This is a genomic window from Bradyrhizobium guangdongense, assembly GCF_006483445.1.
In the GTDB taxonomy this organism is placed as follows: domain Bacteria; phylum Pseudomonadota; class Alphaproteobacteria; order Rhizobiales; family Xanthobacteraceae; genus Bradyrhizobium; species Bradyrhizobium guangdongense_A.
In genome coordinates this window covers 18363-44261 of record NZ_PPPT01000078.1, presented here as the reverse complement: position 1 = coordinate 44261, position 25899 = coordinate 18363, and the positions used below count along the sequence as shown (strand labels likewise).

Genomic DNA, 25899 nt, shown 5'->3' with positions numbered 1-25899 from the left:
CACAAGGGGAGAAGGAAAAAGGACCGAGCCAAAAGTGACAGCGCACCCCAACGACCCCAGCCTCCGCTCCTTCATCGACGTTCCTCCCACCTCCGACTTCCCGATCCAGAATCTGCCCTACGGCGTGTTCTCGACCGCGGCCAATCCGACGCCGCGCGTCGGCATTGCCATCGGCGACTACGTACTCGATCTCTGGGAGCTCGAGCAGGATTCGCGGCTCGATGTCGGCCCGCTCGGCGTGTTCTCCGGCGCCTCGCTCAATCCGTTCATGGCGCTCGGTCCAAAAGTCTGGACGAAGACGCGCGCGCGGATCAGCGAGTTGCTGCGCCATGATCATCCCGAGCTGCGCGACAATGAGGAGCTGCGCAAACAGGCGCTGGTGCCGATGCGCGATGTGCGGCTGCATCTGCCGATTGCGGTCTCCGGCTATACTGACTTCTATTCGTCCAAGGAGCACGCCACCAATGTCGGCGTCATGTTTCGCGGCAAGGATAACGCGCTGCAGCCGAACTGGCTCTGGATGCCGATCGGCTATAACGGCCGCGCCTCCACCGTGGTCGTGTCAGGCACCAAGGTGAAGCGGCCGCGCGGGCAGTTGAAGCCGCCGACGGCTGACGTGCCGAGCTTCGCGCCCTGCAAGCGGCTCGATTTCGAGCTGGAGATGGGCGTCGTGGTCGGTCAGGCCTCGCCCATGGGAGGCATGCTGACCGAGCAACAGGCCGAGGAGATGATCTTCGGTTTCGTGCTGCTCAACGACTGGAGCGCGCGCGACATCCAGCAATGGGAATATGTGCCGCTCGGGCCGTTCCTCGCCAAGGCGTTTGCGACATCGATCAGCCCGTGGATCGTCACCCGCGAAGCGCTGGAGCCGTTCCGTCTGCAGGGACCGGCGCAGGAGCCGGCGCCGCTTGCCTATCTCAGGCAAGGCAAGCCGCAGAATTATAACGTCGAGCTCGACGTCGCCTTGCGCGCGTCCGGCGCGAATGCGCCCGCCAGCATCAGCCGCACCAATTTCAAGTACATGTACTGGTCGTCGGTGCAGCAATTGATGCACCACGCCTCCAGTGGCTGCGCCATGAATGTCGGCGATCTCCTCGGCAGCGGCACGATCTCAGGTCCCGAAAAAGATCAGCGCGGCAGCCTGCTGGAGATCAGCTGGAACGGCACCGAGCCGGTCGAGCTACCCGGCGGCGCCAAGCGCTCGTTCCTCGAAGACGGTGACAGCCTGATCATGCGCGGCTGGTGCCAGGGCGACGGCTACCGCGTCGGTTTTGGAGAGGTCGAAGGGACGATTTTGCCGGCGGAGTGAGCTCCCGCCATCCGCACTCTGCTCGACCTCCCCTTGAAAAGGGGAGGTCGGTTTGCGCGGCAGCGCAAACCGGGTGGGGATCTACTCTCTCCGCGAACGCCGGCGCTCGGGGCGAGACCCCCATCCCGCCTTCCCCCTTTCAGGGGGAAGGAGCCTAACAGCCGGGAGCAAGCTTCACCGCGCCTCCGGCGGCACCTCGCGCACGCGCGCGCAATGCGCTGCGACGTCCTCGACGCTGTACTTCAGATGCACCCGCTTGTCCGACGGCACGTGCTTGGTCACGCACACGCCGAGCCGCCACTCCTTCGTAGGCCGGATCGGCCGCCGCTCAAAGCCGCCGCCGCAATTCGGGCAGACGTTGGAGAGCTTGGTCTCGACGCAGTCCGCACAGAACGTGCATTCATAGGAGCAGATCCGCGCATTCGTTGCATCGGGCGGCAGGTCGCAATCGCAATATTCGCAGTTCGGCCGGAGTTGCAGTGCCATCTCGGAAGTCCCTATTGAAAGCAATATGATCGCAGATCGCGCTCCTGGCGCGAACGGCGTATTTCCCTCGATTTCAGCCAGCCCGCAATTCCTTCAGGGGCAGTCGCGTGCTCTCCTTCAACCGGTCGAGCACGATCGAGGAGCGCACATGCGCGACGCTCTGGTGCGGCATCAGGATGTCGTTGACCAGATTCGAAAGGCCCTTGAGGTCGCGCAGCACCGCCTTCAGCACATAGTCGGCGTCGCCCGTCAGCGAATAGGCCTCCTGGATCTCGTCGATGCGGCCGACCAGCGTCCGAAAGCGCTTTGAGTTGTCCGGCGAGTGCGTGGCGAGCGTCACCTGGATGAAGGCGATCACGCCAAAGCCCAATGCCTCGCTGGAGAGGTCGGCGTGATAGCCCGCGATCACCTTCTCCTCCTCCAGCCGCATCCGGCGCCGCGAGCATTGCGAGGCCGACAGCCCCGCGACGTCGGCGAGTTCCTGGTTGGTGAGGCGACCGTCGTCCTGCAGCGCGCGCAGAATCTTGAGGTCGAAGGGGTCAACCGAAATCATGCGTAAAAATCCAGTTTCATGCACGGATCGTGCATAACCTAGCCCAAGGGCGGCCCGTTTGCACGCTCATTGCGCGGCCGATGAAGGATAGTTCATCCCAGCAATCTGGGAGATATTGCCGATGGGACCGTTTCCGCACGACGCGCCGCCAGCCACTGTCAGCGCCGACAATCCGATGGGCACCGACGGGTTCGAGTTCGTCGAATATGCGCACCCGAACCCGGAAGAACTGCACGCGCTGTTCAAGCTGATGGGCTTTGCGCCGGTCGCGCGGCACAAGAGCAAGAAGATCACGGTCTATCGCCAGGGCGACATCAACTACCTCGTCAACGAAGAGCCCGGCACGCACGGTTTCGATTTCGTCGCCCAGCACGGCCCTTGCGCGCCGTCGATGGCGTTCCGCGTGGTCGATGCCAAGGCGGCTTATGATCGCGCGATCGCGCTCGGCGCCGAGCCGGCAGATGTGTCACCCGCGCAGAAGACGCTCGATGTCCCCGCGATCAAGGGCATCGGCGGCAGTCTCCTGTATTTCGTCGATCGCTACGGCGCGAAGGGCTCGGCCTACGATGCCGAGTTCGACTGGCTGGGTGCGCGCGATCCGCGCCCCGTCGGCGCCGGCCTGTTCTATCTCGACCATCTCACCCACAACGTCCATCGCGGCCGCATGGATGTCTGGGCCGGCTTCTACGAAAAATTGTTCAACTTCCGCCAGATACGCTTCTTCGACATCGAGGGCCGTGCCTCGGGCCTGTTCTCGCGCGCACTGACCAGCCCCGACGGCAAGATCCGCATTCCCATCAACGAGGACGCTGGCGATTCCGGCCAGATCGAGGAATATCTGAAGACCTATCGCGGCGAGGGCATCCAGCACATCGCCTGCGGCTGCCGCGACATCCATCGCACCATCGAAGGCCTGCGCGACGCCGGACTTCCCTTCATGCCGTCACCGCCCGAGACCTATTTCGAGAAGGTCGATGCGCGATTGCCCGGGCACGGCGAGGACCTAGCGCGTCTCAAGAAGAACGGCATCCTGATCGACGGCGAAGGCGTGGTCGACGGCGGCCAGACAAAAGTGCTGCTGCAGCTCTTCTCGGCGAACGCGATCGGCCCGATCTTCTTCGAGTTCATCCAGCGCAAGGGCGATGACGGCTTTGGCGAGGGCAATTTCAAAGCCCTGTTCGAATCGATCGAGGAAGACCAGATCCGGCGCGGGGTGCTGAAGGTCGGTAACGCGGCGTAGTTTGCGGATACTAACTGCGCTGTCGTGTCACAACAGGTGTCGTCCCGGACAAGCGCGCCTTAAGCGCGCGCCGATCCGGGACCCATACCCCCAGGGCGCAGTTGTTGTGCGAGCTGGTAACCCCGAGTCTTCGCCAAACCACTCCCTGTGGCTATGGGTCCCGGATCGGCGCTCCGCTTCGCTCGCTTGTCCGGGACGACGACGGAGTGTGACGCTGCAGCGGAGACCTATCTCCCCGCCCAAGCCTTTGTCACCGCGGCGATCTCCGCCCCCTCCGGCTCGCGAATCGTCGACACCGTGCGCGAGAAGCGTGGCGCGGGGGCCGGCTGCTTGACGCCGTGGCGCTCGACGAAAACTTTTCGCGCGACCATGTGCGGATGCTGCGTTGCCTCCGACATCGTCAGCACCGGCGCGAAGCAGATGTCGGTGCCTTCCATGATCTTGCACCAGTCCTCGCGCGTCTTGCTCTTGAAGACCGCCTTCAGCTTCTCCTTCAGCGCCGGCCAGGCCTTGCGGTCCATTTGCGCGTCGAAATCGGCATCTAGCAGCCCGGCATGCTGGCGCAACAGTGCATAGAACTGCGGCTCGATCGAGCCGATCGAGATGAAGTGTCCGCAGGCGCATTCGTAGACGCCGTAGAAATGCGCGCCGCCGTCCAGAAAGTTCTGGTCGCGGCCTTCGCTCCAGCGGCCCATCGCGGTCATGTCGAAGAAGAACGACATCAGCGATGCCGCGCCGTCGCACATCGCGGTGTCAACAACCTGGCCCTTGCCGGACCTTTGCGCCTCGAGCAGCGCGGCGAGCACGCCGACAACGAGATAGAGCGCGCCGCCGCCGAAATCGCCGACGAGGTTGAGCGGCGGCACTGGCGCGTCCTTGGTGCCGATCGCCGCGAGTGCGCCGGTGATGGAGATGTAGTTGATGTCGTGGCCGGCGGCATTCGCGAGCGGGCCCTCCTGGCCCCAGCCGGTCATGCGGCCATAGACCAGCTTTGGATTCTTCGCGAGCACGACATCGGGCCCGAGCCCGAGCCGCTCCATCACGCCGGGACGAAAGCCCTCGATCAGCGCATCGGCGTTCGCGAGCAGGTCGAGCGCTTGCGCGATCGCTGCCTTGTCCTTGAGATCGAGCTCGATCACCTTGCGGCCGCGGCCCGCCACCGACTTCATGCTCTTCTTCGCGCCGACGCGGTCGAGCGTCACGACATCGGCGCCCATGTCTGCGAGCAGCATGCAGGCGAACGGGCCAGGACCAATGCCGGCGAACTCGACGATGCGAAAGCCCGTGAGCGGGCCGGATGCGCGAACGGAGGCTTCCTGGGCGGGTTTATCGAGCACGGTTCTTGTTTCCTCGCGAGTTAATTGCGCGATTAACTTTTCCCGCCTTAGCTCTCGTGAGGCAAGCGCTTTCGCGTCGCACACGGCAAATAAAAACGGCGCGCATTTCTGCGCGCCGCGGAATTTTTGTGTTGAGTCGCTAACTATCCCGCCGCAGTCACCGCGCGTCCTGCCATCACCTTGATGAGGTTGGCGCGGTAATCGGACGAGCCGTGGAGATCCGACAGCAGCCCGCTCGACGGAATCGAGACGCTGTCCACCGCCGACGCCGACCAGTTCGCCTTCAAGGCATTCTCCAGTGCCGCAACCCGCATCACGCCGCTCTGTGACGCGCCGGTCACCGCAACGCGGACATCGCCCGACTTGGTCTTGGCGACGAACACGCCGGTCAGCGCGAAGCGCGAGGCCGGATGCGGGAATTTTGCGTAGCCCGCCTTGGCCGGAACCGGGAACGACACGGCGGTGATGATCTCGCCGTCTTCGAGCGCCGTCGTGAACAGGCCCTTGAAGTAGTCGTCCGCACCGATGGTGCGCTTGTTGGTCTTGATCGTCGCGCCCAACGCCAGCGTCGCGGCCGGATAGTCCGCAGCCGGGTCGTTGTTGGCGAGCGAGCCGCCGATCGTGCCGCGATAACGCACGGCTGGATCGCCGATCAGCGAGGCCAGATAGGCGAGCGCAGGGATCGCCTGTTTCGCGGCCGCGCTGGTCGCGACGTCATAGTGCGGCGTGGCGGCCTTGATGGTCAGCGTGTCGCCGGCAGCCTCGACGCCGATCAGCTCCTTGATCTTGGCAAGGTCGATCACGTCTGAGGGGCTGGCGAGGCGCTGCTTCATGACCGGCAGCAGCGTCTGGCCGCCGGAGAGATACTTGGCCTCGCTCCCCTTGCCGAACAGGGAAGCGGCCTCGTCCACGGAGGAGGCGCGATGATAGGTGGTCTGATACATCTTCGTTGCTCCTCTCAAGCCGAATGGATCGTGCGCCACACCCGGTCGGGGGTTGCGGGCATTTCCAGATTGTTCTTGCCGATCGCGTCCGTGATCGCGTTGATCACGGCAGCGGAAGCGCCGATCGCGCCGGCCTCGCCGCAACCCTTGATGCCCAGGGGATTGCCCGGGCAGAGCGTCGTGGTGTGGCTGAGCTTGAACGACGGCAAATCGTCGGCGCGCGGCATGGTGTAATCCATGAACGACGCCGTGATCGGCTGAGCGTTGCTGTCATAGACCGCGTGCTCCAGCAGCGCCTGCCCGATACCCTGGGCGAGCCCGCCATGGACCTGTCCCTCCACGATCATCGGGTTGATCAGCCGGCCAAAATCGTCGGCTGCGACGAAGTTGACGAAGCTGGTCTTGCCGGTGCCGGGATCGACCTCGAGCTCGCAGATGTAAGCGCCGGCCGGGAAGGTGAAGTTGGTCGGGTCGTAGAAGGCGCTTTCCTTCAGGCCCGGCTCCATCCCGTCAGGCAGATTGTGCGCGGTGTAGGCCGCGAGCGCGACCATCGGCAAGGCGATCGCCTTGTCGGTGCCCGTCACCTTGAACTCGCCGTTCTCGATGACGATGTCGGCCTCGGAAGCCTCCAGCGCATGCGCTGCGATCTTCTTGGCCTTGGCCTCCATCTTCTCCATGGCTTTGAGGATCGCGGTGAGACCGACGGCCGCCGAACGCGAGCCGTAGGTGCCCATGCCGAACTGCACCTTGTCGGTGTCGCCATGGACGATCGAGACCTGGCTGATCGGAACCCCCAGGCGTTCGGCGACGAGCTGACAGAACGTCGTCTCGTGGCCCTGGCCGTGGCTGTGCGAACCCGTGAGGATCTCGATGGTGCCGACCGGGTTGACGCGCACTTCGGCCGATTCCCACAGGCCGACGCCGGCACCTAAGCTGCCGACCGCCTTCGACGGCGCGATGCCGCAGGCCTCGATGTAGCAGGACACGCCGATGCCGCGCAGCTTGCCGGCCGCCTTCGCCTGCGCCTTGCGGCCGGCGAAGCCGGCGTAATCGATCGCCTTCATCGCCGCGTCGAGGGAAGCGTTAAAGTCGCCGACGTCGTAGGCCATGATGACGGGCGTCTGGTACGGGAACTGGGTGATGAAGTTCGCCTTGCGCAGCGCCGCCGGATCGACCTTCAACTGCCGCGCCGCCGTCTCCATCATGCGTTCGAGCAGGTAGCTCGCCTCGGGCCGACCGGCGCCGCGATAGGCGTCGACCGGCGTGGTGTTGGTGTAGACGCCGATCACCTCGGCATGGATCGCCGGGATGACGTACTGGCCCGACAGCAGCGTCGCGTAGAGATAGGTCGGCACCGCCGAGGAGAACAGCGACATGTAGGCGCCGAAATTGGCGTAGGTCTTCACCTTCAAGCCGACGATCTTGTTGCTGGCGTCGAACGCCATCTCGGCATGGGTGACGTGGTCGCGGCCATGCGCGTCGGTGAGGAAGGCTTCGGTGCGGTCGCCGGTCCACTTCACCGGACGGCCGGTCTTCTTGGAGGCCCACAGCGCCACCATCTCTTCGGGGTAGATGTAGATCTTGGAGCCGAAGCCGCCGCCGACGTCGGGCGCGATCACGCGCAGCTTGTGCTCGGGGGCGATGTTGTAGAACGCCGACAGCACGAGGCGGGCGACATGCGGGTTCTGCGACGTCGTGTAGAGCGTGTAGTGCTCTTCCGCGGTGTCGTAATCGGCAATCGCCGAGCGCGGCTCCATCGGATTGGGCGCGAGGCGGTTGTTGGTGAGGTCGAGCTTCACCACATTCGCCGCCTTCGCGAACGCGGCGCTGGTCGCGGCTTCGTCGCCGATCACCCAGTCATAGACCTGGTTACCGGGCGCTTCGGGGTGAAGCTGCGGCGCGCCGGCCTTGATCGCCGACGTGACGTCGGCGACAGCCGGAAGCTCTTCATAATTGACGACCACGGCCTCGGCCGCGTCGCGCGCCAGATTCTTGGTCTCGGCGATCACGACCGCGACGGCCTGGCCGACGAAGCGCACCGTCTCCGGCGCCATCGCGGGCCATGCGCCCATCTTCATCGGGCTGCCGTCCTTTGACGTGATGGCCCAGCCGCAGATCAGGTTGCCGACCTTGTCGTCGACGATCTCCTTGCCGGTGAGCACCGCGACCACGCCAGGGATCTTCAGCGCGGCGGAGGAATCGATCCCCTTCACCTTGGCGTGCGCATGCGGGCTGCGGATGAAATGGGCATAGGTCATGCCCGGCAGTTTGATGTCGTCAACGTACCGGCCCTTGCCGGTAATGAAACGCTTGTCTTCCTTGCGCACGACGCTTGCGCCAATGCCTTCAACACCCATGTCCTGTCCTCCCGACGGGAATTAGTAAAACCGCGCCTTCGGTCGAAGGCAGCAGTGGTTGTTTGATTGAGGCGAGCGGCTACTCGGCCGCCTGCGAGACCTTCATGCGGCCGGCCGCATCCAGCACCGCCTTGACGATGTTGTGGTAGCCGGTGCAGCGGCAGATATTGCCTTCGAGCTCGTGGCGAACGGTCGCCTCGTCGAGCTGGCCGCCATAGCGATGCACGATGTCGACGGCCGACATGATCATGCCCGGCGTGCAGAAGCCGCACTGCAGGCCGTGATTGTCGCGGAACGCTGCCTGCATCGGATGCAGTTCGTCGCCCTTGGCGAGGCCTTCGATCGTGGTGATGCTGGAGCCGTTGGCTTGGCCTGCGAGCACGGTGCAGGATTTCACCGCGCGGCCGTCGATATGCACGACGCAGGCGCCGCACTGGCTGGTGTCGCAGCCGACATGGGTGCCGGTGAGGTTGAGATTGTCCCGCAGGAGATTTGACAGAAGCGTGCGGTCTTCGACATCGACCGAGACCGCCTTGCCGTTCACCGTCAGTTTGACCGTAGACACGTGAATACCCTCCCGAATGTTTGTCGTTATTCCAATTAGAAACAGCGCAACGGAACTTTGCAACTGGCATTTTGGTCGCCGTGCTGCCGAAGGTGGCGTCACGGAAAAGTCATCGAAGCGCTGATGAAGCCGCGAATGGACAGCATTCGTCGTTGTCGCGGCCAGAGGATGGCGCGAACCTCATGAAGTCAGCGGAATGAAACAGGTGTCTCGTCTGCGGCGGTGCTGTGGCTCGCGTTGATGCGAGACCTTCCCTCCTCGACGTCAGCCCTGCCGCGCGTCGTCTCTCCCTCAAGAAGCGTTCGTTGTTGCCGTGAAGTGGACCACGGCGTCGCCTGTTTGTAATCGCGATCTTGGTAGTAGGGGTTTGTCGGCTAAGTCATTGATTTTCTTCGTGGCGATTGCCGCCTGGGGTCCGTTCGGGCAATCTTGCCGCACTGCGTGCGCCTAGTACTTCCTGGCGATTGTCTGGTGCAGAGAACGGCTCTACCGACCGTACAAACACAACCAGCGGAGGGTGGAAGCCATGCAGATGATCGACAGCCAGCGCATTCCGGCATCGAAGGCGAAGGTGTGGGCCGCGCTCAACGATCCCGAGATTCTCAGGCGCTGCATTCCCGGCTGCCAGTCGCTCGAGATGGCGTCGCCGACCGAGATGACCGCAACCGTCGTGCTCAAGGTCGGCCCCGTGAAGGCGACCTTCAACGGCAAGGTGACGCTGACCGATATCGACGCACCCAACTCCTATCGCATCATCGGCGAAGGCGCCGGCGGCGTCGCGGGTTTTGCCAAGGGCGGTGCAAAAGTGCGGCTCGAGGAAGAGGCGCCCGACATCACCATCCTGCATTACGAGACCGAAGCGCAGATCGGCGGCAAGCTCGCGCAGCTCGGTTCGCGCCTGATCGATTCGACGTCGAAGAAACTCGCCGCGAATTTTTTCGAGAATTTTGCCGGCGTCGTCGCGCCGGCATCGTGACGCGGACGCAATCGCGGAACCTGTAGGGTGGGCAAAGCGAACACCGCCGCTCGCAGAGCGGCGGCGGCAGCGTGCCCACCATTTGTTCATCCACGATTGCGGGAGAAGAGGTGGGCACGCCATCGGACGCGCATTCGCGCGACCCGGCGGCTTTGCCCACCCTACGGCCGAGTCGCGTGGACCAAATCATCGCGCGCAACGCGGCGCGCGTCGATCGCACGACTTAAGTCGCAACCGCGCGACAAGATTCAAGCTGCGACAACGACATGCGATCGAAGATCGACAATGATTTGCACTACTACCTTCCGCCCATACCAAGCGCGCAAACACGATGCTTTGATTTTCACACGATGCACGCAGTCGAACTCGCGCATCGAAAAGCACAAAGCGCATCAGCGTCCAACGCGGCGCGGACAACAACATCGCGGAGGGAATGAATGACCTTAGGCACCAAGGGATTTTTGGCCGGCATTTCGATGATCGCAATGCTCGCTGCTGTGACATCCGGCGTTCGCGCCAATGATTCGCTGGTGAAGGCGCAGGCCGATGCCAATCAGTGGGCCGTCGCCGGCCATGATTACGGCAACACGCGCTTCTCCACGCTGAACCAGATCAACACCGAGAACGCCGGCAAGCTCTCGCTCGCCTATTCGTTCTCGCTGGCGTCGCTGCGCTCGAACGAATCCTCGCCGATCGTGATCGGCAACACGCTCTACGTCTCGTCGTCCTGGGGTCCGAAATACGTCTATGCGCTCGATGCCGCCACGGGCGCGCGCAAATGGACCTATGAGCCCGACATTCCCGACGACGTGCTGCAATACGCCTGCTGCGACGTGAACAATCGCGGCGTCTCCTATGCCGACGGCAAGATCTTCGTCGGCCGCCTCGACGGCAAGCTGACGGCGCTCGATGCCGCGACCGGCAAGTCCCTGTGGACCGCCAAGGTCGTCGACTACAAGCAGGGCTCGGTGATCACGTCACCGCCGCTGGTGGTGCGCGACAAGGTCATCACCGGCTTTGGCGGCGGCGAGTATGGCGTGCGCGGCGCGCTGCTCGCCTTCGACATCAACACCGGCAAGCAGCTTTGGCAGACCTACACCGTGCCGACGCCGGATGAGCCCGGCGGCGACACCTGGAAGGGCGATTCCGCGAAGAACGGCGGCGGCGCGGCCTGGCTGGTCGGCTCTTACGATGCCAAGACCGACACGGTCTATTGGGGCACCAGCAATCCCGGTCCGTGGAACACCGCGGTGCGTTCGACCGGCGACGGCAATTTTGGCAAGCTGACCAACCTCTACACCGCCTCGACGATCGCGCTCGATCCGAACACCGGCAAGATCAAGTGGCATATCCAGACCACGCCGGCCGACGCCTGGGACTATGACGGCGTCAACGAAGCCGTGCTGGCTGACCTGAAGATCGGCGGCAACACGGTGCCGACGCTGATGAAGGCGGATCGCAACGGCTTCTTCTTCGTCGCCAACCGCGAAACGGGCAAGGTGCTGTCGGCGGAGAAGTACGTCTACTCCAACTGGGCGAAGAGCTTTGACATCGCCACCATGCGCGCCGTCGAGGACCCCGACAAGCGTCCGGGCCCGGGTCACCCCGCCAAGGACATCTGTCCGAACCTGATCGGCGGCAAGAACTGGCAGCCGATGTCGTTCAACCCGCAAACCGGCCTGGTCTACATTCCGTCCAACAATGTCTGCATGGACTGGTCGGTCTCCGACGTCTCCTACAAGCGCGGCGTGTTCTATCTCGGTGCCGAATTCCCGACCAAGGAAGGTCCGGGCGGCTTCCTCGGCGAGCTCGTGGCGTGGGATCCCGTGAACCAGAAGAAGGTCTGGTCGATCAAGGAAGACCTGCCGTTCAACGGCGGCACGCTCACCACCGGCGGCGGTCTTGTGTTCGCCGGTAACATCCGTGGCGACTTCCGCGCCATCGATGCCAAGTCTGGAAAAGTTCTCTGGACCAAGAACCTCGGGTCGGGCATTGGCGCCGGTCCCGTGACCTACATGGTCGACGGCAAGCAATACGTCGCCATCGTCGTCGGCCGGACCGCTGCACTCCCGGCGTTCCTGGGTGACGTGGGTAAGAAGATGACCGCCGCAGCGCCTGAGGGCGGCTCGCTCTTCGTGTTCTCCGTCCAGTGACCACTCGCGCGCGTATCTGACGACGGGTACGCGCGCGTTCTTTCCAAAGCGTGACTGCGGCCAAGCCTTGTGGATCAAGCCTTGTGGATCAAGCCTTGTGGATCAAGCCTTGTGGATCAGGCCTTGTGGATCGAGCTTTCTGCCGCAGCCCACGCCAAGCCGAATGACGGGAGATGACAATGCGTCCGGGCCATTCTGGTAGTCTTGCAATCCTTGCGCTCGCGGTGTCTTCAGCGCTCTTCGTTTCAGCGACAACCGCTGGCGCCGACGAGGTGCAGCCGTTCCGTCTTTGCGCCGATCCGACCAATCTTCCGTTCTCCAGCGACAATCCCGCGCAGCCGGGCTTCTATGTCGAGATCGGTCAGGCACTCGCCAGGGCGCTGGGCCAGCCGATCGTCTACGACTGGTACAAATCCTATTTCGGCAAGCGCACCGTGCGCGTCACGCTGCTCGGCAAGCAGTGCGATGCCATGATCGGCCTGCCGCGCTCCGACGATTTCATGGGTCCATCCGTGATCTTCTCGAGCACCTTTGCCAGGCAAGGTTACGCGCTGGTCACCGCGAAAGACCGCGCCGTCAACGGCATCGACGATCTCCGCGGCAAGCGCGTTGCCGTGCAGTTCGCCTCGACGCCGCAAAATCTGCTGGCGGCGCGCGACGAGATCCGGAAGGTGACGGTGCTGTCGCCCGAGGAAGGCATGAAGGCGCTCGAAGAGGGCACGGCCGACGTCGCCTTCATCTGGGGCCCGGTCGCCGGCTGGCTGAACAAGACCGCCTATCAGGATCGCTACCGCATCCAGCTCACGGAAGGCGAAGGCCTGACCTGGGATGCGGCGATCGGCTTCGCCAGGACATCGACCGAGTTGCGTGACCGCGTCGATGCCGTGCTGCCGCAGCTCGCGCCCGTGATCGCCGATCTCGCCGCCAAATACGGCCTGCCGGGCGGCCAGCCCGTTCGCTTCGGCGCGGCGCATGCGGCGCTGTCAGGCGTGACGACGGGGAACGGAACCGCCGTGGCGCAGGTCGCGAACGTCGTGGCGACCGAGACCAAGGGCGATGCGTTGCCGAAGAATGCCGAGGCGGTCAATTCCGGCAAGGAAATCTTCAACGGCACCTGCGCGCATTGCCACGGCCCCGACGCCGTGCAGAGCGAAAAGAAGATCGACCTCCGCCTGTTGCGTCATCGCTACGGCGACGACATGCACACGACCTACCTCAAGACCGTGCATGAGGGTCGTCCGGCCAAGGGCATGCCCTCCTGGAAGGAGGTCTTTACCGACGACCAGCTGGAGAGCGTCTACGCCTTCCTGATGACCGTCCAGGTCGAATCGAACGACTGATGCGGTCATGACCGGACGGATGCGGGAAGATGTAGGAGAGCGTTTTCAAGCGAAGTGGGCACCGGTTCGCGTAGAGAAAACGCGTCAAAATGAGAATCTAGAGCCCCGTTCCGATTTCATCGGAACGGAAAAGGCGATAGCGTCGGTTCCGCATCGCCCCGGTGCCGGTGAAGCCCGTTCCGCGCGCAGGGTGGACGCAGCGGGTGAGTTCCTGGAAGGCGCCATGACCAGCTTCCTGATCATCGACGATCATCCGCTGTTTCGCGAGGCGCTCGGCAACGCCGTCCGCATGGCATTGCCCGAGGCGCAGATCTTCGAGGCGATGTCGATCGAGGATGCGCTGCATATCCTCGCCGCCGAACAGGGCATCGACCTCGCGCTGCTCGATCTTTCGCTGCCCGACGCCGAGGGCTTCTCCGGCTTCCTTCGCCTGCGCGAGACCTATCCGCGCCTGCCGGTTGCGATCGTCTCGAGCGAGGAGGACCAGCACGTGGTCCGCGAGGCCTTGGCGCTGGGTGCGGCCGGCTACCTGCCAAAATCCACCTCCAAGCGCGAGCTCGCGCAATCGATCGAGGGCGTGCTGAGCGGATCGGTCTCGGTGCCGAAAGATTTTGTGGCGACGCCCGAGCGGCGCAAGGCCGCGAGCGCCAAGGCGATGGAGGTCAAGCTGCGCGACCTGACGCCGCAACAATTGCGCGTGCTGGATCTGCTGCGCCGTGGCTATCCGAACCGGCAGATCGCGCAGGAGCTGCAGCTCGCCGAATCCACGGTGAAGGCGCACATCACCGAGATCCTGCGCAAGCTCGGCCTGTTCAGCCGCAACAAGGCGGTGATCGAGATCGGCAAGATCGAGCTGCCCGATCCCAGGACCAAGGCCTCGGTACGGGCCGACCGCGGCCGGCCGCAATGATCATTCCCCGTTCTTGATCTGAATCAAGCCGGTCGCGTGCGGCTCGGACATGCTATATTTTTCCGCATCGAAACCCGGCAACGATTGGGACTACCCGAACGTGACGCGATTTCTGATTGTCGAAGATCATCCTTTGTTTGGCGAAGCCCTGGAAGGCGCGCTCCAGAAGGAGATGCCCGGGACCGACGTCCTGCAGGCGACCTCGATCGACGGGGCACTCTCCCTCCTGTCGTCGACCGAGGCCGTCGACCTGATCCTTCTCGATCTCGTGATGCCGGGCACCACCGGCCTGTCCGGCCTCATCCGTATCCGCAAGGCGTTTCCGCGCATCCCCGTCGTCATCATTTCAGGCTACCAGGATCCGCAAATCATCAGCACGGCGCTGTCGCTCGGCGTTTCCGGCTATCTGCTCAAATCCGCCTCGAAGCAGGAGCTTGCGCAGTCGATCCGTGAGGTTCTCGCTGGGTCCATCTGCCTGCCGCAGGCCTATCGCGCGCTGGCGCGTCCGCTGCGGTCGGCAGGCCCACCCCAGGAGTTCTTGAAGCGCCTGCACGATCTCACGCCGCAGCAATTGCGCGTGCTCGAGATGCTCAAGCGCGGCCTGCAGAACAAGCAGATCGCCTATGAGCTCAAGATCTCCGAGACCACCGTGAAGGTCCACGTGTCGGACATCCTGCGCAAGCTGAACGTGCTCAGCCGCACCAAGGCGATCGTGGAGATGGCAAAGATCGATTTCACCACACTCGCCAGCCAGGCCGACGCCAAGCGCGAACAGCCGGAGTCGTAGGCGGGCCGAGTGAAGTATCGATCCCAATCACACCTTCGCTTCTATCAGAGCATTTGAATACCGACCTTTCCTGAGGCGATTGGCGTCCACCTGAGCGGAAGCGCGAGCGGGCTTGATCGGAATCAACGATCCCCAGGAATGGCACGCTAATGCTTTCGCCGGCTCCCGCCCGGAGTTGATCGTGTTGCAAACGAAAGGATCATGGCCGTGCGATATCTTTCGCTTACCGTCGGCCTCATCGGAATGCTGATCGGCGGCAGTGCATCAGCACAATCCGTAAGCCTGACGGGCACCTATCAGTGTGTCCAGAAGTGCCGCGACGATATGCTGGCTTATGTCACGCAAAACGGGCCCACGCTCAATCTCCTGACGGAAGCCGGCGTGCCTTCGCGTGCTTGGCCGGATTGGTTCGCGCCGGCGACCCGCATCTGGGTCGATATCTACGACAGTGGTGCGGTCTATACGCCGGACGGCGTGACGATTCAGTTCGACAACGGGACGATCTGGCAGCGCTACACGCCTCCTCCGGTCCCGCTCCGCCGACGCGGCTGAACGGATGTTCTCGCTTGCTGACGCACAAGGAAAAAGGGCCGTCGAGGCGGGGTTCGACGGCCCTTTTTGTTCGGTGTGGCGGGACGTAGGGGGGACTTTCGTTTCACCACACCGCCCAAACCTTGCGTTACCCTAGACCCGGCGGATCCCTCATTTCGCGCCTCGCGGATCTCGGAAGCTTGGCCAGCTCAATCGCGAGCAACTGAAGCAATATGTTGCGCTTGTCCGGGTGCGCTTCCGTCTTCAACAGGCCTTGGAAGTGACGGATGTTCTGCGTCGTGACGAAGTGCTCGGTCGTATCGGTCATCTGCACCTCGCTCCACGTCGCCCCTTTGCGGAATCGAACCTAACTGGGCTCGAACAAGTCAGGAACTCGGGTGATTGCGAGCTAGTATCTCTACGAGGTGCGGCCCATCCCCGAAAAAGACAGGCGGTAATCCGCAACCAGTCCTCTGCTTGATCCCTGTCAATCCGGTGCGAGCCGGCGCTGCTATCTGTCGCGCTGGCTGCCGGCCCCAGAGGAGACGCGTGTGCCTGGCGAAACTGTCATCCATGTCGTGGAAGACGACCGGCCAATGCGAGAGTCTCTGGTCGAGTTGCTCCAGGATGCGGGCTACACCGTCCACGCCTATGCCAGAGCCGAGGAGTTGCTCTCGCGGGGTAGTGACCTGGAGCCGGGCTGTATTGTGAGCGATGTCCGCATGCCCGGAATGGACGGTCTCACGCTGCTTCGCCGTCTCCGGATCGCCGGCTTGGCTTTGCCGTTCATGCTGATCACCAGTCACGGCGATGTCTCAATGGCCGTTGCGGCCATGAAGTTGGGCGCCGTCGACTTTCTGGAGAAACCGTTCGAGGCCGATACGTTGTTGACCGCGATCGATTCCGCGTTGCGTCCGCGATCCAGCGATACCGGTGCGATTGATGTCGAAGTGGCCCGGCAAACTCTGCAGAAATTGACGTCGCGAGAGATCGAAGTATTCGAGGGCCTCGTTGCCGGCAAATCCAACAAGGAGATTGCCGCCGCGCTCGGCATTAGCCCTCGCACGGTGGAATTCCATCGCGCGCACATCATGGACAAGACCGGCACCAAGGGCTTGCCTGATCTCGTCCGCCTCTGGCTGGCCGGCAACGTTCCACAAGCGACGAGATGACCCAAAGCGCTGCCCTGGACGATACGGAAGGAGGGCGCAATGACGACATTGCAGCGCCCGAAGCGCCCGGCGCCGACGTCGGACTCATCAACCTCGAGCCCACATCGCGGCAGTACCGAACCGCGGCGGCCGCCGTTGCGGCTCTTGCGATCGCTGTCGCAACCGTCGCTCCGATCGCCGCAACGCCGCTCCCGCAATTCGCGGCATTCATTCCGTTCCTGAATGCCACGATTCTCGTGACCGATCTGATCACGGCGATTCTGCTGTTTGGTCAGTTCTCGATCTCGCGACGGCGGGGACTTCTCGTGCTGTCGGGAGGATATCTCTTCACGGCGCTCATCGTCATTCCTCACGCGCTCACCTTTCCCGGCGCATTCTCGGAGACGGGCCTTTTCGGCGCCGGCGTCCAGACCACGGCCTGGCTGTACATCTTCTGGCATTTCGGCTTCCCGATGGCGGTCGCGACGTACACTTGGTCAAAGGACGAGACGCACGGAGTTCAAGGCTCGATCTGGCCGGCGATCGCAGCGTGTGTAATCTTGACCGTCGCCCTCGTGCTGGTCCTCGTATGGCTCGCGATCGCGGGCGATCCGTTCCTGCCGCGCCTCTTCACGAGCGCATCGGGTCTCACGCCGCTGGGTCGCTTTGCGCCGACGTTCGACCTCTTGATATGCACATTTGCACTTTTCTTCTTATGGTCGCGCCGAAGGTCCGTGCTCGATCTCTGGCTGATGGTCGTGATCTGTGCCCTGATCGGCGAACTGGCACTCACGGTGGTTCGCTTCAGTCTTGGCTTCTATGTCAGTCGTCTCCTGTCGCTTGCGACGTCGACGATCGTCCTTGTGATATTGCTGGCAGAGACCGCGGGACTGTACACGCGCCTTGCCCGCGCGAACCAGATGTTGCGGCGCGAGCGCGACAACAAGTTGATGAACCTCGAAGCGATCGTGGCCTCGATCTCGCACGAAGTGAAACAGCCGCTGGCGACTATCGTGATGAGAGGGAGCACCGCGTTGCGGTTTCTTGGCCATGGGCAGCCAGATATCGAAAAGGCCCGGTCTGCGCTGAACAACATCGTCAACGAAGGTCATCGCGCGAGCCAGATATTCGACAATATTCGCGACCTGTTCAGACCGCCCCAGCGGGAGTTCAGGCCGGTCGACGCGAACGAATTGGCATCGCGCGTTCTGGACATCATGCACGGCGAATTGGTGGAGCATCGTATTGAGACACGGGTCGAACTGATGCCGGGTCTACCGCGTGTTTGGGGACATCCGGGTCAACTGCAAGAGGTCCTGCTCAACCTGGTTCGCAACGCGATCGAGGCCATGGACGTCATGCAAGGCAGGCAAAGGGTTCTGCAATTGACGACCGAGAAGCGGCCGCACGACGGCGTCAGCATCAAGGTATTCGACACCGGACCCGGCATCGATCCGGAAAAGCTCGACACGATCTTCGATGCCTTCGTCACCACCAAATCTCATGGGATGGGGTTAGGGTTGGCCATCTGTCGGATGATCATCGAGCGTCATGAAGGACAGTTGCTGGCCTCCTCGCGTGAAGGCGGCGCGCTGTTTGAGATCATTTTGCCGGTCGGGTCGCCTCCAAACGCTGCGCCGCATTGACAGCGAACCCCGGAGCGAAGCTCCCGGTTCAGGAGCACCTCACCTCGTAAATCTACCAGCTCGCAATCAACCGAGGTACGTGGCGGAACTCGGGGTGCTAGGTCTCTCTTATACTTGAAGTTCTTGTCGGCTGGCATGCGGGGCGGTTGTTCGGCCACCAAGCCGAAATATCTGGGCCGCCGAACCTCGTTCGGCGGTCCGCTTTAAGTCCCCGATGGTGGAAATTCCGATGTTCTTGCGTCCGCATGCAACCGATCTCAGAGGAGTTGAGGTGCAGAATGCTTGCTGGAGCTGACAATCTTGCCTCGGGGAATGGCCGTGCGAGCGCCGAATCTCTGGCGGCTGCGAAGCGGCTTCAGGCCATCGGCGACGTCGCACGTTCGCTTGACGCTGCAAGCATCAAGAGCCGCGAGGACGCGATCCGCGCCCTTTGCGTCCTGGAGCTGGCCAACAAGTGCATCCGCATCGTCCTGCGCGAGAGCCAGGGCAACATGCCGAGGAATGCATTGATCGAGCAATCAGACCGCCTGATTGCGCTGATCGATACTGCGCGAACCGAGCTGGGGAAACTGGACAGGAATTTGGTCGCGGTCCCCGGAGCGATAGCCGCGGATTGAATTGCCGGCAGCGATCGCCGATCAGTCTTCCCAGTCCTTCCACGCCACATTGTTGGTCGCGAGATAGCGGGCGACAGCGACGCCGATCGTCGGGAAGAAGTAGTGCTCGCCTAGCTGCGTGTACAGGCCGAACCGCTTCAGCTTGTCCTTCACGGGGTCCTTGAGTTCGGCAAAACAAAGCTCGATGCCTTGTGCGCTCAGCGTCTGGTCCAGCTCAGCCACCACGTCGCAGGCGGTGACGTCCACGCTCGTCACCGGCTCCGCGGCCACGACCAGCCAGCGCACCGGTGTCGGCGAAGTCGCGACCGCATCCATCACGCGCTCCCGGAAGAACTCGGCATTGGCAAAGAACAGCGGCGCATCCCAGCGGAACAGCACCAGTCCGGGAATCCGGCGCGCGTCCGGATAGCGCGTGATGTCGTGATAGCCTTTGACGCCCTGGGCGCGCCCCAGGATGGCGGAGTGGGGGCGCCAGCCGTCCCACAGGAATTCGATGATCGCAAGCGCGATCGCAAGGCCGATTCCCGGGATCACGCCGAACACGGCAACGCCGACGAAGCAGACGATCGACAGCCAGAACTCCCAGCGCTGGATGCGATAGATGCGCTTGAGATCGGTTATTTCGATGAGGCCGATTGCGGACGCGATGACGACGGCTGCCAGTGCGGCGGTGGGCAGATGTTGCAGCAGGTTTGGCGCGACCAGCAGAAGCAGGGCGATGGCGAGCGCGCCGACGACGCTGGTGAGTTGGGTGCGCGCGCCGGCGGCTTCCGCAACAGGCGTGCGCGAGCTGCTGCTGCTGATCGGAAAGCCCTGGAAAAAGCCCGTAGCCAGGTTGGCCGCGCCAAGTCCGACCATCTCCTGATTGGGATCGACCCGGGTCCCCAGCCGCGCAGCGTAGGATCGTGACAGCACGCTGGTGTCGGCAAACGAGACCATTGCGATTGCGCAACCGCCGAGCACCACCGGAACAATGTCGTCGGTGGTGATCCATGGAATTGCGAAGGCCGGCAGCCCCTGAGGCAGCGGACCCAGCACCTTGACGCCGTGGAGCGTGCCGAGATCGAGCACGCCGACGACGATCGTCGCCGCTACGACGGCGATCAGGATACCCGGCAGTCTGCTGTTCCTGAGAAACAGGATGATCGCCAGCGTCGCGGCCCCGATCGCGAACGCGACCCAGTTGATTTGTCCCGCAAGGATCGCCTTGACGGTCGCCCACAAGCTCCGCAACGGGCCTTCGCCCTCGATGGAGAAGCCGAAGAGTTTTGGCAACTGGCTGATCAGGACCGTCAGCGCGATTCCGTTCATGTAGCCGTAGCGGATCGGTTTCGCGAGAAGCTCGGTCACGAAGCCGAGGCGCGCGATGCCCGCCAGGATGCACGCCAGCCCTGACACGATCGCCATCATGCCGGCGAGCGTCACGGCCCGCACGGGATCGCCGTGCGCCAGCGGGGTGATGACGCCGAGGAGGATTCCCGCCAGTGCGGAGTCCGGGCCCAGGACGAGAATGCGGCTCGGGCCGAACAACGCGTAGGCCAGCAGCGGCACGATCGTCGCGTAGAGGCCATAGATGCCGGGCAGGCCCGATGCGACCGCGTAGGCGATGCCGACGGGGACCAGCATCGTCGCCAGCACGACGCCGGCGAAGACGTCGTGCGGGAGCCAGGCGGCTTCATATCGACGGAGCGTGTCGAGTCCGGGCAACCGGTGCTTCATGGGTCGTCACTCCCCGCCCTTGTCGAGGAAGTTGGCCGCGTGCATCATTTTGGCATGATAAGGCTGTTACGGCCGCGGAATGCTGAATAATGGCTGCGTTTTGCGCTGTTGGACGGCTCAACGGGCCGTCGCTCGCTCAATACGCGATGATGGCATCATGCCATTGATTTGCTTGAGGTGTCAAGCCGAAATTCGGATAAATAAAAATTTTTGCGATGCCGCCGTTTCTACTGTGCATGGGGTTGTTTTTCGCCCTTTTTTCGGCGAGCCACCCCTACGTCAGCAAAAACGACAGCAGCGCCCGCATTTCGGCCGGTTTGATCGGTTTTTTCAGCACTTCGAGCCCGTAGAGGCTGGCTTCCTTGGCGGCCTTCTCGGAATAGTCGGCGGTGATGATCATGGCCGGCACGTCCAGCTTCAATTGTTGCCGGATCTGGTCGACGGCCGACAGGCCGCTCTCGCCATGGTCGAGGTGGAGATCGGCGATGATCGCATCGGGCGCGCCGCCGAGCTCGGAGAGGCGCTGGGCCGCTTCCGCGCCGGAGCGCGTCGGGGCGACGTCGCAGCCCCATCCCTCCAGCAGCGCCGCCATCGCCGCCGAGCCGGAGGCATCGTTCTCGATCAGCAGGATCTTTGCGCCTTCGAGGCCGCCATAGTGCAGCGTGGCGAGCTTGACCTCGTGGACCTCGTCGCCGACCTCGGCGCGGTCGGCCAGCTCCAGCTCCAGCACGAAGGTCGAGCCGCGGCCGATCTGCGAATACAGCCGGACCTCGTGGCCGAGCACGGTTGCAAAGCGGCGGACGATCGAGAGGCCGAGCCCGAAGCCGGCCTGGTCGATGGAATTGGCCTCGCCGCGCTGGAATTCGCGAAAGATCGCCTCCTGCTGCGCCGGCGCGATGCCAGGCCCCGTGTCCGTCACCTGGATCAGCACGCGGTTGCCGCGCTGCCTGATGCCCATGACGACCCCGCCGGAGCGGGTATAGCGGATCGCGTTGGCAAGCAGGTTCTGCAGGATCCGCCGCAGCATCATCGCATCGGAGGAGACCGCGAGCGGGGAGGGGCGGATGCGCAGCGACAATCCCTGCCGCATGGCGATCGGCTCGAACTCGGCGCGCAATTGCTGGAACAGCGGCGCGATGAGAAGCGGCCGCACGTCCGGGTGCAGCGCGCCGGCATCGAGCTTTGCGATCTCGAGCAGCGAGCGCAGCAGGTCTTCCAGCGTCAGCAGCGAGCGGTCGACCTGGTCGATCAACAGGCCGGCCTCCTGCGATTCCATCATCTCTGATAGCGCCGAGAGCGTCAGCCGCGCCGCGTTCAGCGGTTGTAGCAGGTCGTGCGTCACCGAGATCAGCACCGACGATTTCAGCGAGCTTGCGGCCTCCGCCTGCTGCTTGGCGCGGGTGAGGCCTTCATTGGCGCGTTCGACCGAGTGCAGCGCGTCGCGCAATTGCTGCGTGCGGTCGCGCACCTGGTGATCGAGCGCGATCGCGGTCTCGAACAGCGAGAAGGCGTTGAGCTGCTGGTCCATCGAGCGCTCGACGCGGGACATCAGCGCGGCGTTGATCTTCTTCAGCTTGGCGGCTTCGCGCCGGAGCTGCTCGACCGTCTCCGGATCCTGCCAGACCTCGCTCACGCCGGCCGCCTGCCGATCGCGACGCCGGTAAAGGTCTGGTTCACATGCATCGAGCCGAACTGTTCGCCATAGGTGTGGAAACCGACGACGCGGTTCTGCCGGTACAGTTCCGACATGTCGCGCGCGAGCTGGTGCTGCTCGGCGTCGAGCCGGCGCAGCAGGCATTCGAACCCGATATAGAGAGAGACATCGCCGATCTGGTCCTCGGTCTCGGCAAAGAGATCGCGAGTCGCGCCGACCAGGCTGCGCGAGGTCGCGGCGGTGAGCACCATGCCCTCGTCGATGGCGCAGAAGAAGTGCAGGGAGCCGTCCGGCTCGACGCGCTGGATCGAGCGCGCATAATAGGAGCCGCCGACGCGCACCAGCACCGGATGGGAGGCGAAGGAGAACGGGTCGAGCTTGGCGTCGATGATGCCGACCATGCGCGAATATTCTTCCGCCGCCGGCTCGGCATTCAGCTCCTTGACCGTGCGGTTTTCGATGTCGGCCTCGGTGACCACCATCTTCTGCGAGCGCGGTTCGAAGTTGTCGCATTTGAAGACGCGGAACGGCAGCGCGGTGTTGAGCAGGATCAGCAGCGCCGCATTGGTGTGCGCTTTGCCGTCGAAGAACACAAACGTCTTCTCGAAGCGTAGGCCGTCGCCGGCCGAGCCGCCGACGACGGGAATGTCGTCGAGCGAGGCATAGAGCGCGGACATCACCGCTTCCTCGCGCCGGCACAGGCCGTCGATCAGCACGAGGCCGAAGGAATTGCCGCCGTCGACCTCGGAGGTGGTCCGCAGCTCCTGCCGCAGCTCGGCGCCGACCCTGCGGCCGTCCTCGACGCGGAAATTCTGCAAGTTCAGGATCGGGCGGACCGCGGCGCTGAAGTCCCGGCGGCTGAAGGCGAGCGCCACGACGCTGTTCTCATCCCAGCCGTCCGGGGCAAGCTCGCCCGCCGTGGTGCAGCCGCAGACCACGGTATCGGTGAAGCGCGCGGCGGTCTCGGCGATGAAACGATCGGGGTCATAGTGCGGAGAGACGAACACCAGCACGAGCGCCGTCTCGTCGGAGGCGAGCTGCTCGGCGAGGTCAGCGACGGCCGCTTCCACGGTCGAGGCTTTCGACTTCGCAACCGCAACGCCCGATGTACTGCCAAACCGAAGATCGGCCTGCCCCACGCGGTAACTCCCTCTGGATGACCTCGGTCTCGCGCCAAGTGCCGGAAAGAGTAGGGCCTTTCCGGCACTGCCGCAACAATGGGCGGGTTTGGCGGCAATCGTTCGGGAACCCGGATTGCGGACCTGCCGAATTTACCGCCCCTTATTGATTCTGCCCTAATTTTCCGCACCGGTCTGGGCGAGCCACGGCTTCCCGGACCTTTGGGGGTTACCGCAAGGCAAGGGTGGGGGCTGGAATGGCCGGTCGTATCGCGTCGAAATCCAAGGGCACGCTCATTCCGACCCTGCGGTTCCGCGCCAAAATCATCCTCGGCTTTGCCGTGGTGCTCGTCATCTCCGCAGGCAGCATGGCCTTCTCCTATTTCGGCTTCGAGCGCGTCTCGACCGGGGTCGGCGCCTATCGCGCCAGCGTCTCGGAGGCCGACTTCGCCCGCAACATCGACCGTGAGCTACTGGCCTACCGCTCGGCCGCGCGCTACTTCGTCGTCACCGGCAAGGAAGACGACGGCAAGGCGGCGCTCGAGGCTGAGGCCAGCCTGAAGGCCGCGATCGACCAGGCGATCAAGAACACCAAGCAGCCGGCACGGCTGGAGAGCCTCAACAAGCTCGCCAAGGAGTTTTCCAACTTCTCCGCGACCTTCGCAAAGATCCTGCAAGCCAAGCGCGACAGCGCGCTTTTGGTGCAGAACCAGCTTTCGCGCAACGCCAACCTCTTGAAGTACAAGCTCGACGACATCGGCAACAATGCTTCCGAGTCGGAGGCGCAGGCGATCGAGTTCGGCACCAAGCAGGTCAACGCGCAATTCCAGACCGCGAGTGCGGCGGCCAGCAATTTCATCCTCAACTCCGACCAGGCGACCGCAGCAAGCGCGGTGGCGCGACTGAAATTCGTCGAGAACTCGCTCGGCGCGGTCTATTCGATGGACGAGAAGATCATCGCCGGCCTGAAGGAAGCCAAGGCGCTACTCGCGGCCTATCGCGATGCACTCGAAAAGCTCGTCGCCAACGCAAAGCTGGTCGACGAGCTCCTGACCGAAATGAGCGGGTCGGCCGGAGCGATCATGCAGGGCGCGACCGCCATGAAGGCCGACCTCGTCGCCGAGCAGCAGCGGCTCGAAACCGAATCGGGCGCCACCATCGGCAAGACCGAACAGATGATTTTGATGCTCGCGGGCGGCGGCACGCTGCTCGGCATCATCCTCGCCTTCGTGCTCGGCACCGGCATGTCGCGGCCGATGATCGCGATGTGCAAGGCGATGCGCGAGCTCGCCTCGGGCAATTTCGACGTCGTGCTGCCGGGCCTGGGCCGCAAGGACGAGATCGGAGAGATGGCCGGCGCGGTCGAGGAGTTTAAGGTGCAGGCCGTGGCGAAAGCCGAGCGCGATGCGGCTGCGAGCGAAGCGCAGAACAAGGAGCAAGCCGCCGCCCGCCGCAGCGAGCTGATTCGGTTTGCCGACGATTTTGAAAGCGCCGTGGGCGCCATCGTCTCCAACGTCTCGGCCTCCGCCGTGCAGCTCGAATCGGCTGCCTCCACGCTGACCCGCACCGCCGAGACGACCCAGACCTTGTCGAACCAGGTCGCCGGCGTGTCCGAACAGGCCTCCAGCAACATGCAGTCCGTCGCAACCGCGACCGAAGAACTTTCGGCCTCGGTCGAGGAAATCGGCCGCCAGGTCCGCGACTCCAGCCGTATCGCGGAAGGTGCCGTGGCCCAGGCCAGGGAAACCGACGCCCGCATCGGAAAATTGTCGCACGCCGCACAGCAGATCGGCGACGTCGTCAAGCTGATCACCGCGATCGCGGAGCAGACCAACCTCTTGGCGCTGAACGCCACCATCGAGGCCGCCCGCGCCGGCGATGCCGGCCGCGGCTTTGCGGTCGTCGCAAGCGAAGTAAAATCGCTGGCGAGCCAGACTGCGAAGGCCACCGACGAGATTTCTTCGCACATTGCGGGGATGCAGGGCGCCACCGCCGAGTCGGTTGCTGCGATCAAGGAGATCGGCGCGACCATCGGTCAGATATCGACGATTGCGACCTCGATCGCGAGCGCGGTCGAAGAGCAGGGCTCCGCCACGCAGGAAATCGCCCGCAGCGTCCAGAACGTAGCCCAGGGTACCCAGACCGCCGCCACCGACATCGGCCAGGTCAACCGCGGCGCGGCCGAGACCGGCTCCGCCTCGGGAGAGGTGCTCAATTCGGCCAAGACGCTGTCGAACGAAAGCACCCGCCTCCGCGCCGAGCTCGACCGCTTCATGGCGAATATCCGGGCGGCGTAGCCCCAATGTCGTCCTGGCGAAAGCCAGGACCCATTACCCCAGGGCGTAGTCGCGGCACGCGCTGGTAGCCCCGAGTCTTCGCCAAACTTTTCCCTGTGGTAATGGGTCCTGGATCAGCGCTCCGCTGCGCTTCGCTTGTCCAGGACGACCTCGGAGAGCTTGGCGCGCCCGTACTTTCCCTGCCTGCGCGTCACCCCACCGCAAGTTGC

Annotated in this window: 22 protein-coding genes; 12 read left to right on the top strand and 10 right to left on the bottom strand. The window is 63.7% G+C overall.

Annotation, left to right across the window (positions count from 1 at the left end; translation table 11 throughout):
* The first annotated feature begins 34 nt into the window (after window positions 1–34).
* Window positions 35–1309 carry a fumarylacetoacetase gene (gene fahA, locus C2U70_RS11375; protein ID WP_140978097.1) on the top strand — a complete coding sequence of 425 codons (1275 nt, stop codon included), beginning with the start codon at window positions 35–37 and terminating at the stop codon, window positions 1307–1309.
* A 174-nt stretch (window positions 1310–1483) separates the two neighbouring features.
* Here fahA and C2U70_RS11370 read toward each other — a convergent pair whose 3' ends face one another.
* Together C2U70_RS11370 and C2U70_RS11365 are read right to left on the bottom strand one after the other, a co-directional pair.
* Window positions 1484–1795 carry a DUF1272 domain-containing protein gene (locus C2U70_RS11370; RefSeq protein WP_140978096.1) on the bottom strand — a complete coding sequence of 104 codons (312 nt, stop codon included), beginning with the start codon at window positions 1793–1795 and terminating at the stop codon, window positions 1484–1486.
* 73 nt (window positions 1796–1868) lie between these two features.
* The gene (locus C2U70_RS11365; RefSeq protein WP_140978095.1) at window positions 1869–2348 is read right to left on the bottom strand and encodes an Lrp/AsnC family transcriptional regulator; all 480 of its coding nucleotides are present in this window, start codon (window positions 2346–2348) and stop codon (window positions 1869–1871) included.
* Window positions 2349–2469: 121 nt separating this feature from the next.
* Here C2U70_RS11365 and hppD point away from each other — a divergent pair, with 121 nt between their 5' ends.
* Window positions 2470–3588, top strand: coding sequence for a 4-hydroxyphenylpyruvate dioxygenase (gene hppD, locus C2U70_RS11360; protein ID WP_140978094.1), 1119 nt, complete (start codon window positions 2470–2472; stop codon window positions 3586–3588).
* A gap of 227 nt (window positions 3589–3815) precedes the next feature.
* Here hppD and C2U70_RS11350 read toward each other — a convergent pair whose 3' ends face one another.
* The 4 genes from C2U70_RS11350 to C2U70_RS11335 all read right to left on the bottom strand — a co-directional run bounded on the left by C2U70_RS11350 (window position 3816) and on the right by C2U70_RS11335 (window position 8791).
* Window positions 3816–4925, bottom strand: a complete 1110-nt coding sequence (locus C2U70_RS11350) for a CaiB/BaiF CoA transferase family protein (RefSeq protein WP_140978092.1) — start codon at window positions 4923–4925, stop codon at window positions 3816–3818.
* A gap of 143 nt (window positions 4926–5068) precedes the next feature.
* Window positions 5069–5869, bottom strand: coding sequence for an FAD binding domain-containing protein (locus C2U70_RS11345; RefSeq protein ID WP_140978091.1), 801 nt, complete (start codon window positions 5867–5869; stop codon window positions 5069–5071).
* 14 nt (window positions 5870–5883) lie between these two features.
* Window positions 5884–8226 (bottom strand): xanthine dehydrogenase family protein molybdopterin-binding subunit, encoded by a 2343-nt coding sequence (locus tag C2U70_RS11340; protein WP_140978090.1) that lies wholly within the window; start codon window positions 8224–8226, stop codon window positions 5884–5886.
* A gap of 79 nt (window positions 8227–8305) precedes the next feature.
* Window positions 8306–8791 (bottom strand): (2Fe-2S)-binding protein, encoded by a 486-nt coding sequence (locus tag C2U70_RS11335; RefSeq protein ID WP_140978089.1) that lies wholly within the window; start codon window positions 8789–8791, stop codon window positions 8306–8308.
* Window positions 8792–9317: 526 nt separating this feature from the next.
* Here C2U70_RS11335 and C2U70_RS11330 point away from each other — a divergent pair.
* The 6 genes from C2U70_RS11330 (at window position 9318) to C2U70_RS11305 (ending at window position 15509) form a co-directional block, all read left to right on the top strand.
* Window positions 9318–9767 carry an SRPBCC family protein gene (locus C2U70_RS11330; RefSeq protein WP_140978088.1) on the top strand — a complete coding sequence of 150 codons (450 nt, stop codon included), beginning with the start codon at window positions 9318–9320 and terminating at the stop codon, window positions 9765–9767.
* A gap of 437 nt (window positions 9768–10204) precedes the next feature.
* Window positions 10205–11920: a PQQ-dependent dehydrogenase, methanol/ethanol family gene (locus C2U70_RS11325; RefSeq protein WP_140978087.1), complete on the top strand. Its 1716-nt coding sequence runs from the start codon at window positions 10205–10207 to the stop codon at window positions 11918–11920.
* 173 nt (window positions 11921–12093) lie between these two features.
* Entirely contained in the window at window positions 12094–13260 is a 1167-nt protein-coding gene (locus C2U70_RS11320; protein WP_140978086.1) for a c-type cytochrome, read from the top strand.
* A gap of 223 nt (window positions 13261–13483) precedes the next feature.
* Window positions 13484–14170, top strand: coding sequence for a response regulator (locus tag C2U70_RS11315; RefSeq protein ID WP_140978085.1), 687 nt, complete (start codon window positions 13484–13486; stop codon window positions 14168–14170).
* 100 nt (window positions 14171–14270) lie between these two features.
* Complete coding sequence (locus tag C2U70_RS11310) at window positions 14271–14957, top strand: response regulator (protein WP_140978084.1); 687 nt, start codon at window positions 14271–14273, stop codon at window positions 14955–14957.
* A 201-nt stretch (window positions 14958–15158) separates the two neighbouring features.
* Window positions 15159–15509 (top strand): hypothetical protein, encoded by a 351-nt coding sequence (locus C2U70_RS11305; RefSeq protein ID WP_186294192.1) that lies wholly within the window; start codon window positions 15159–15161, stop codon window positions 15507–15509.
* 127 nt (window positions 15510–15636) lie between these two features.
* Here C2U70_RS11305 and C2U70_RS11300 read toward each other — a convergent pair whose 3' ends face one another.
* Window positions 15637–15816: a hypothetical protein gene (locus C2U70_RS11300; RefSeq protein WP_140978083.1), complete on the bottom strand. Its 180-nt coding sequence runs from the start codon at window positions 15814–15816 to the stop codon at window positions 15637–15639.
* Between the two features lie 223 nt (window positions 15817–16039).
* Here C2U70_RS11300 and C2U70_RS11295 point away from each other — a divergent pair, with 223 nt between their 5' ends.
* From C2U70_RS11295 to C2U70_RS11285, 3 genes are all read left to right on the top strand, one after another.
* Window positions 16040–16660, top strand: coding sequence for a response regulator transcription factor (locus tag C2U70_RS11295; protein WP_140978082.1), 621 nt, complete (start codon window positions 16040–16042; stop codon window positions 16658–16660).
* The gene (locus C2U70_RS11290; protein WP_140978081.1) at window positions 16657–18285 is read left to right on the top strand and encodes an MASE4 domain-containing protein; all 1629 of its coding nucleotides are present in this window, start codon (window positions 16657–16659) and stop codon (window positions 18283–18285) included. Before C2U70_RS11295 ends, C2U70_RS11290 begins: the two co-directional genes overlap by 4 nt.
* Window positions 18286–18530: 245 nt before the next feature.
* A complete protein-coding gene (locus C2U70_RS11285) occupies window positions 18531–18902 on the top strand; it encodes a hypothetical protein (RefSeq protein ID WP_186294191.1) in 372 nt (123 codons plus the stop codon).
* A 21-nt stretch (window positions 18903–18923) separates the two neighbouring features.
* On the opposite strand, the gene C2U70_RS11280 is transcribed toward C2U70_RS11285, so the two are convergent.
* The 3 genes from C2U70_RS11280 to C2U70_RS11270 form a co-directional block, all read right to left on the bottom strand.
* Window positions 18924–20621: a SulP family inorganic anion transporter gene (locus C2U70_RS11280; RefSeq protein WP_140978079.1), complete on the bottom strand. Its 1698-nt coding sequence runs from the start codon at window positions 20619–20621 to the stop codon at window positions 18924–18926.
* Between the two features lie 274 nt (window positions 20622–20895).
* The gene (locus C2U70_RS11275; RefSeq protein WP_140978078.1) at window positions 20896–22254 is read right to left on the bottom strand and encodes a hybrid sensor histidine kinase/response regulator; all 1359 of its coding nucleotides are present in this window, start codon (window positions 22252–22254) and stop codon (window positions 20896–20898) included.
* On the bottom strand, window positions 22251–23414 hold the full coding sequence (locus tag C2U70_RS11270) for an FIST N-terminal domain-containing protein (RefSeq protein WP_140978077.1): 1164 nt from the start codon (window positions 23412–23414) through the stop codon (window positions 22251–22253). The genes C2U70_RS11275 and C2U70_RS11270 overlap by 4 nt, the downstream gene beginning before the upstream one ends.
* A gap of 236 nt (window positions 23415–23650) precedes the next feature.
* On the opposite strand from C2U70_RS11270, the gene C2U70_RS11265 reads away from it, so the two are divergent.
* Complete coding sequence (locus tag C2U70_RS11265) at window positions 23651–25690, top strand: methyl-accepting chemotaxis protein (RefSeq protein ID WP_140978076.1); 2040 nt, start codon at window positions 23651–23653, stop codon at window positions 25688–25690.
* Window positions 25691–25899 lie beyond the last annotated feature (209 nt).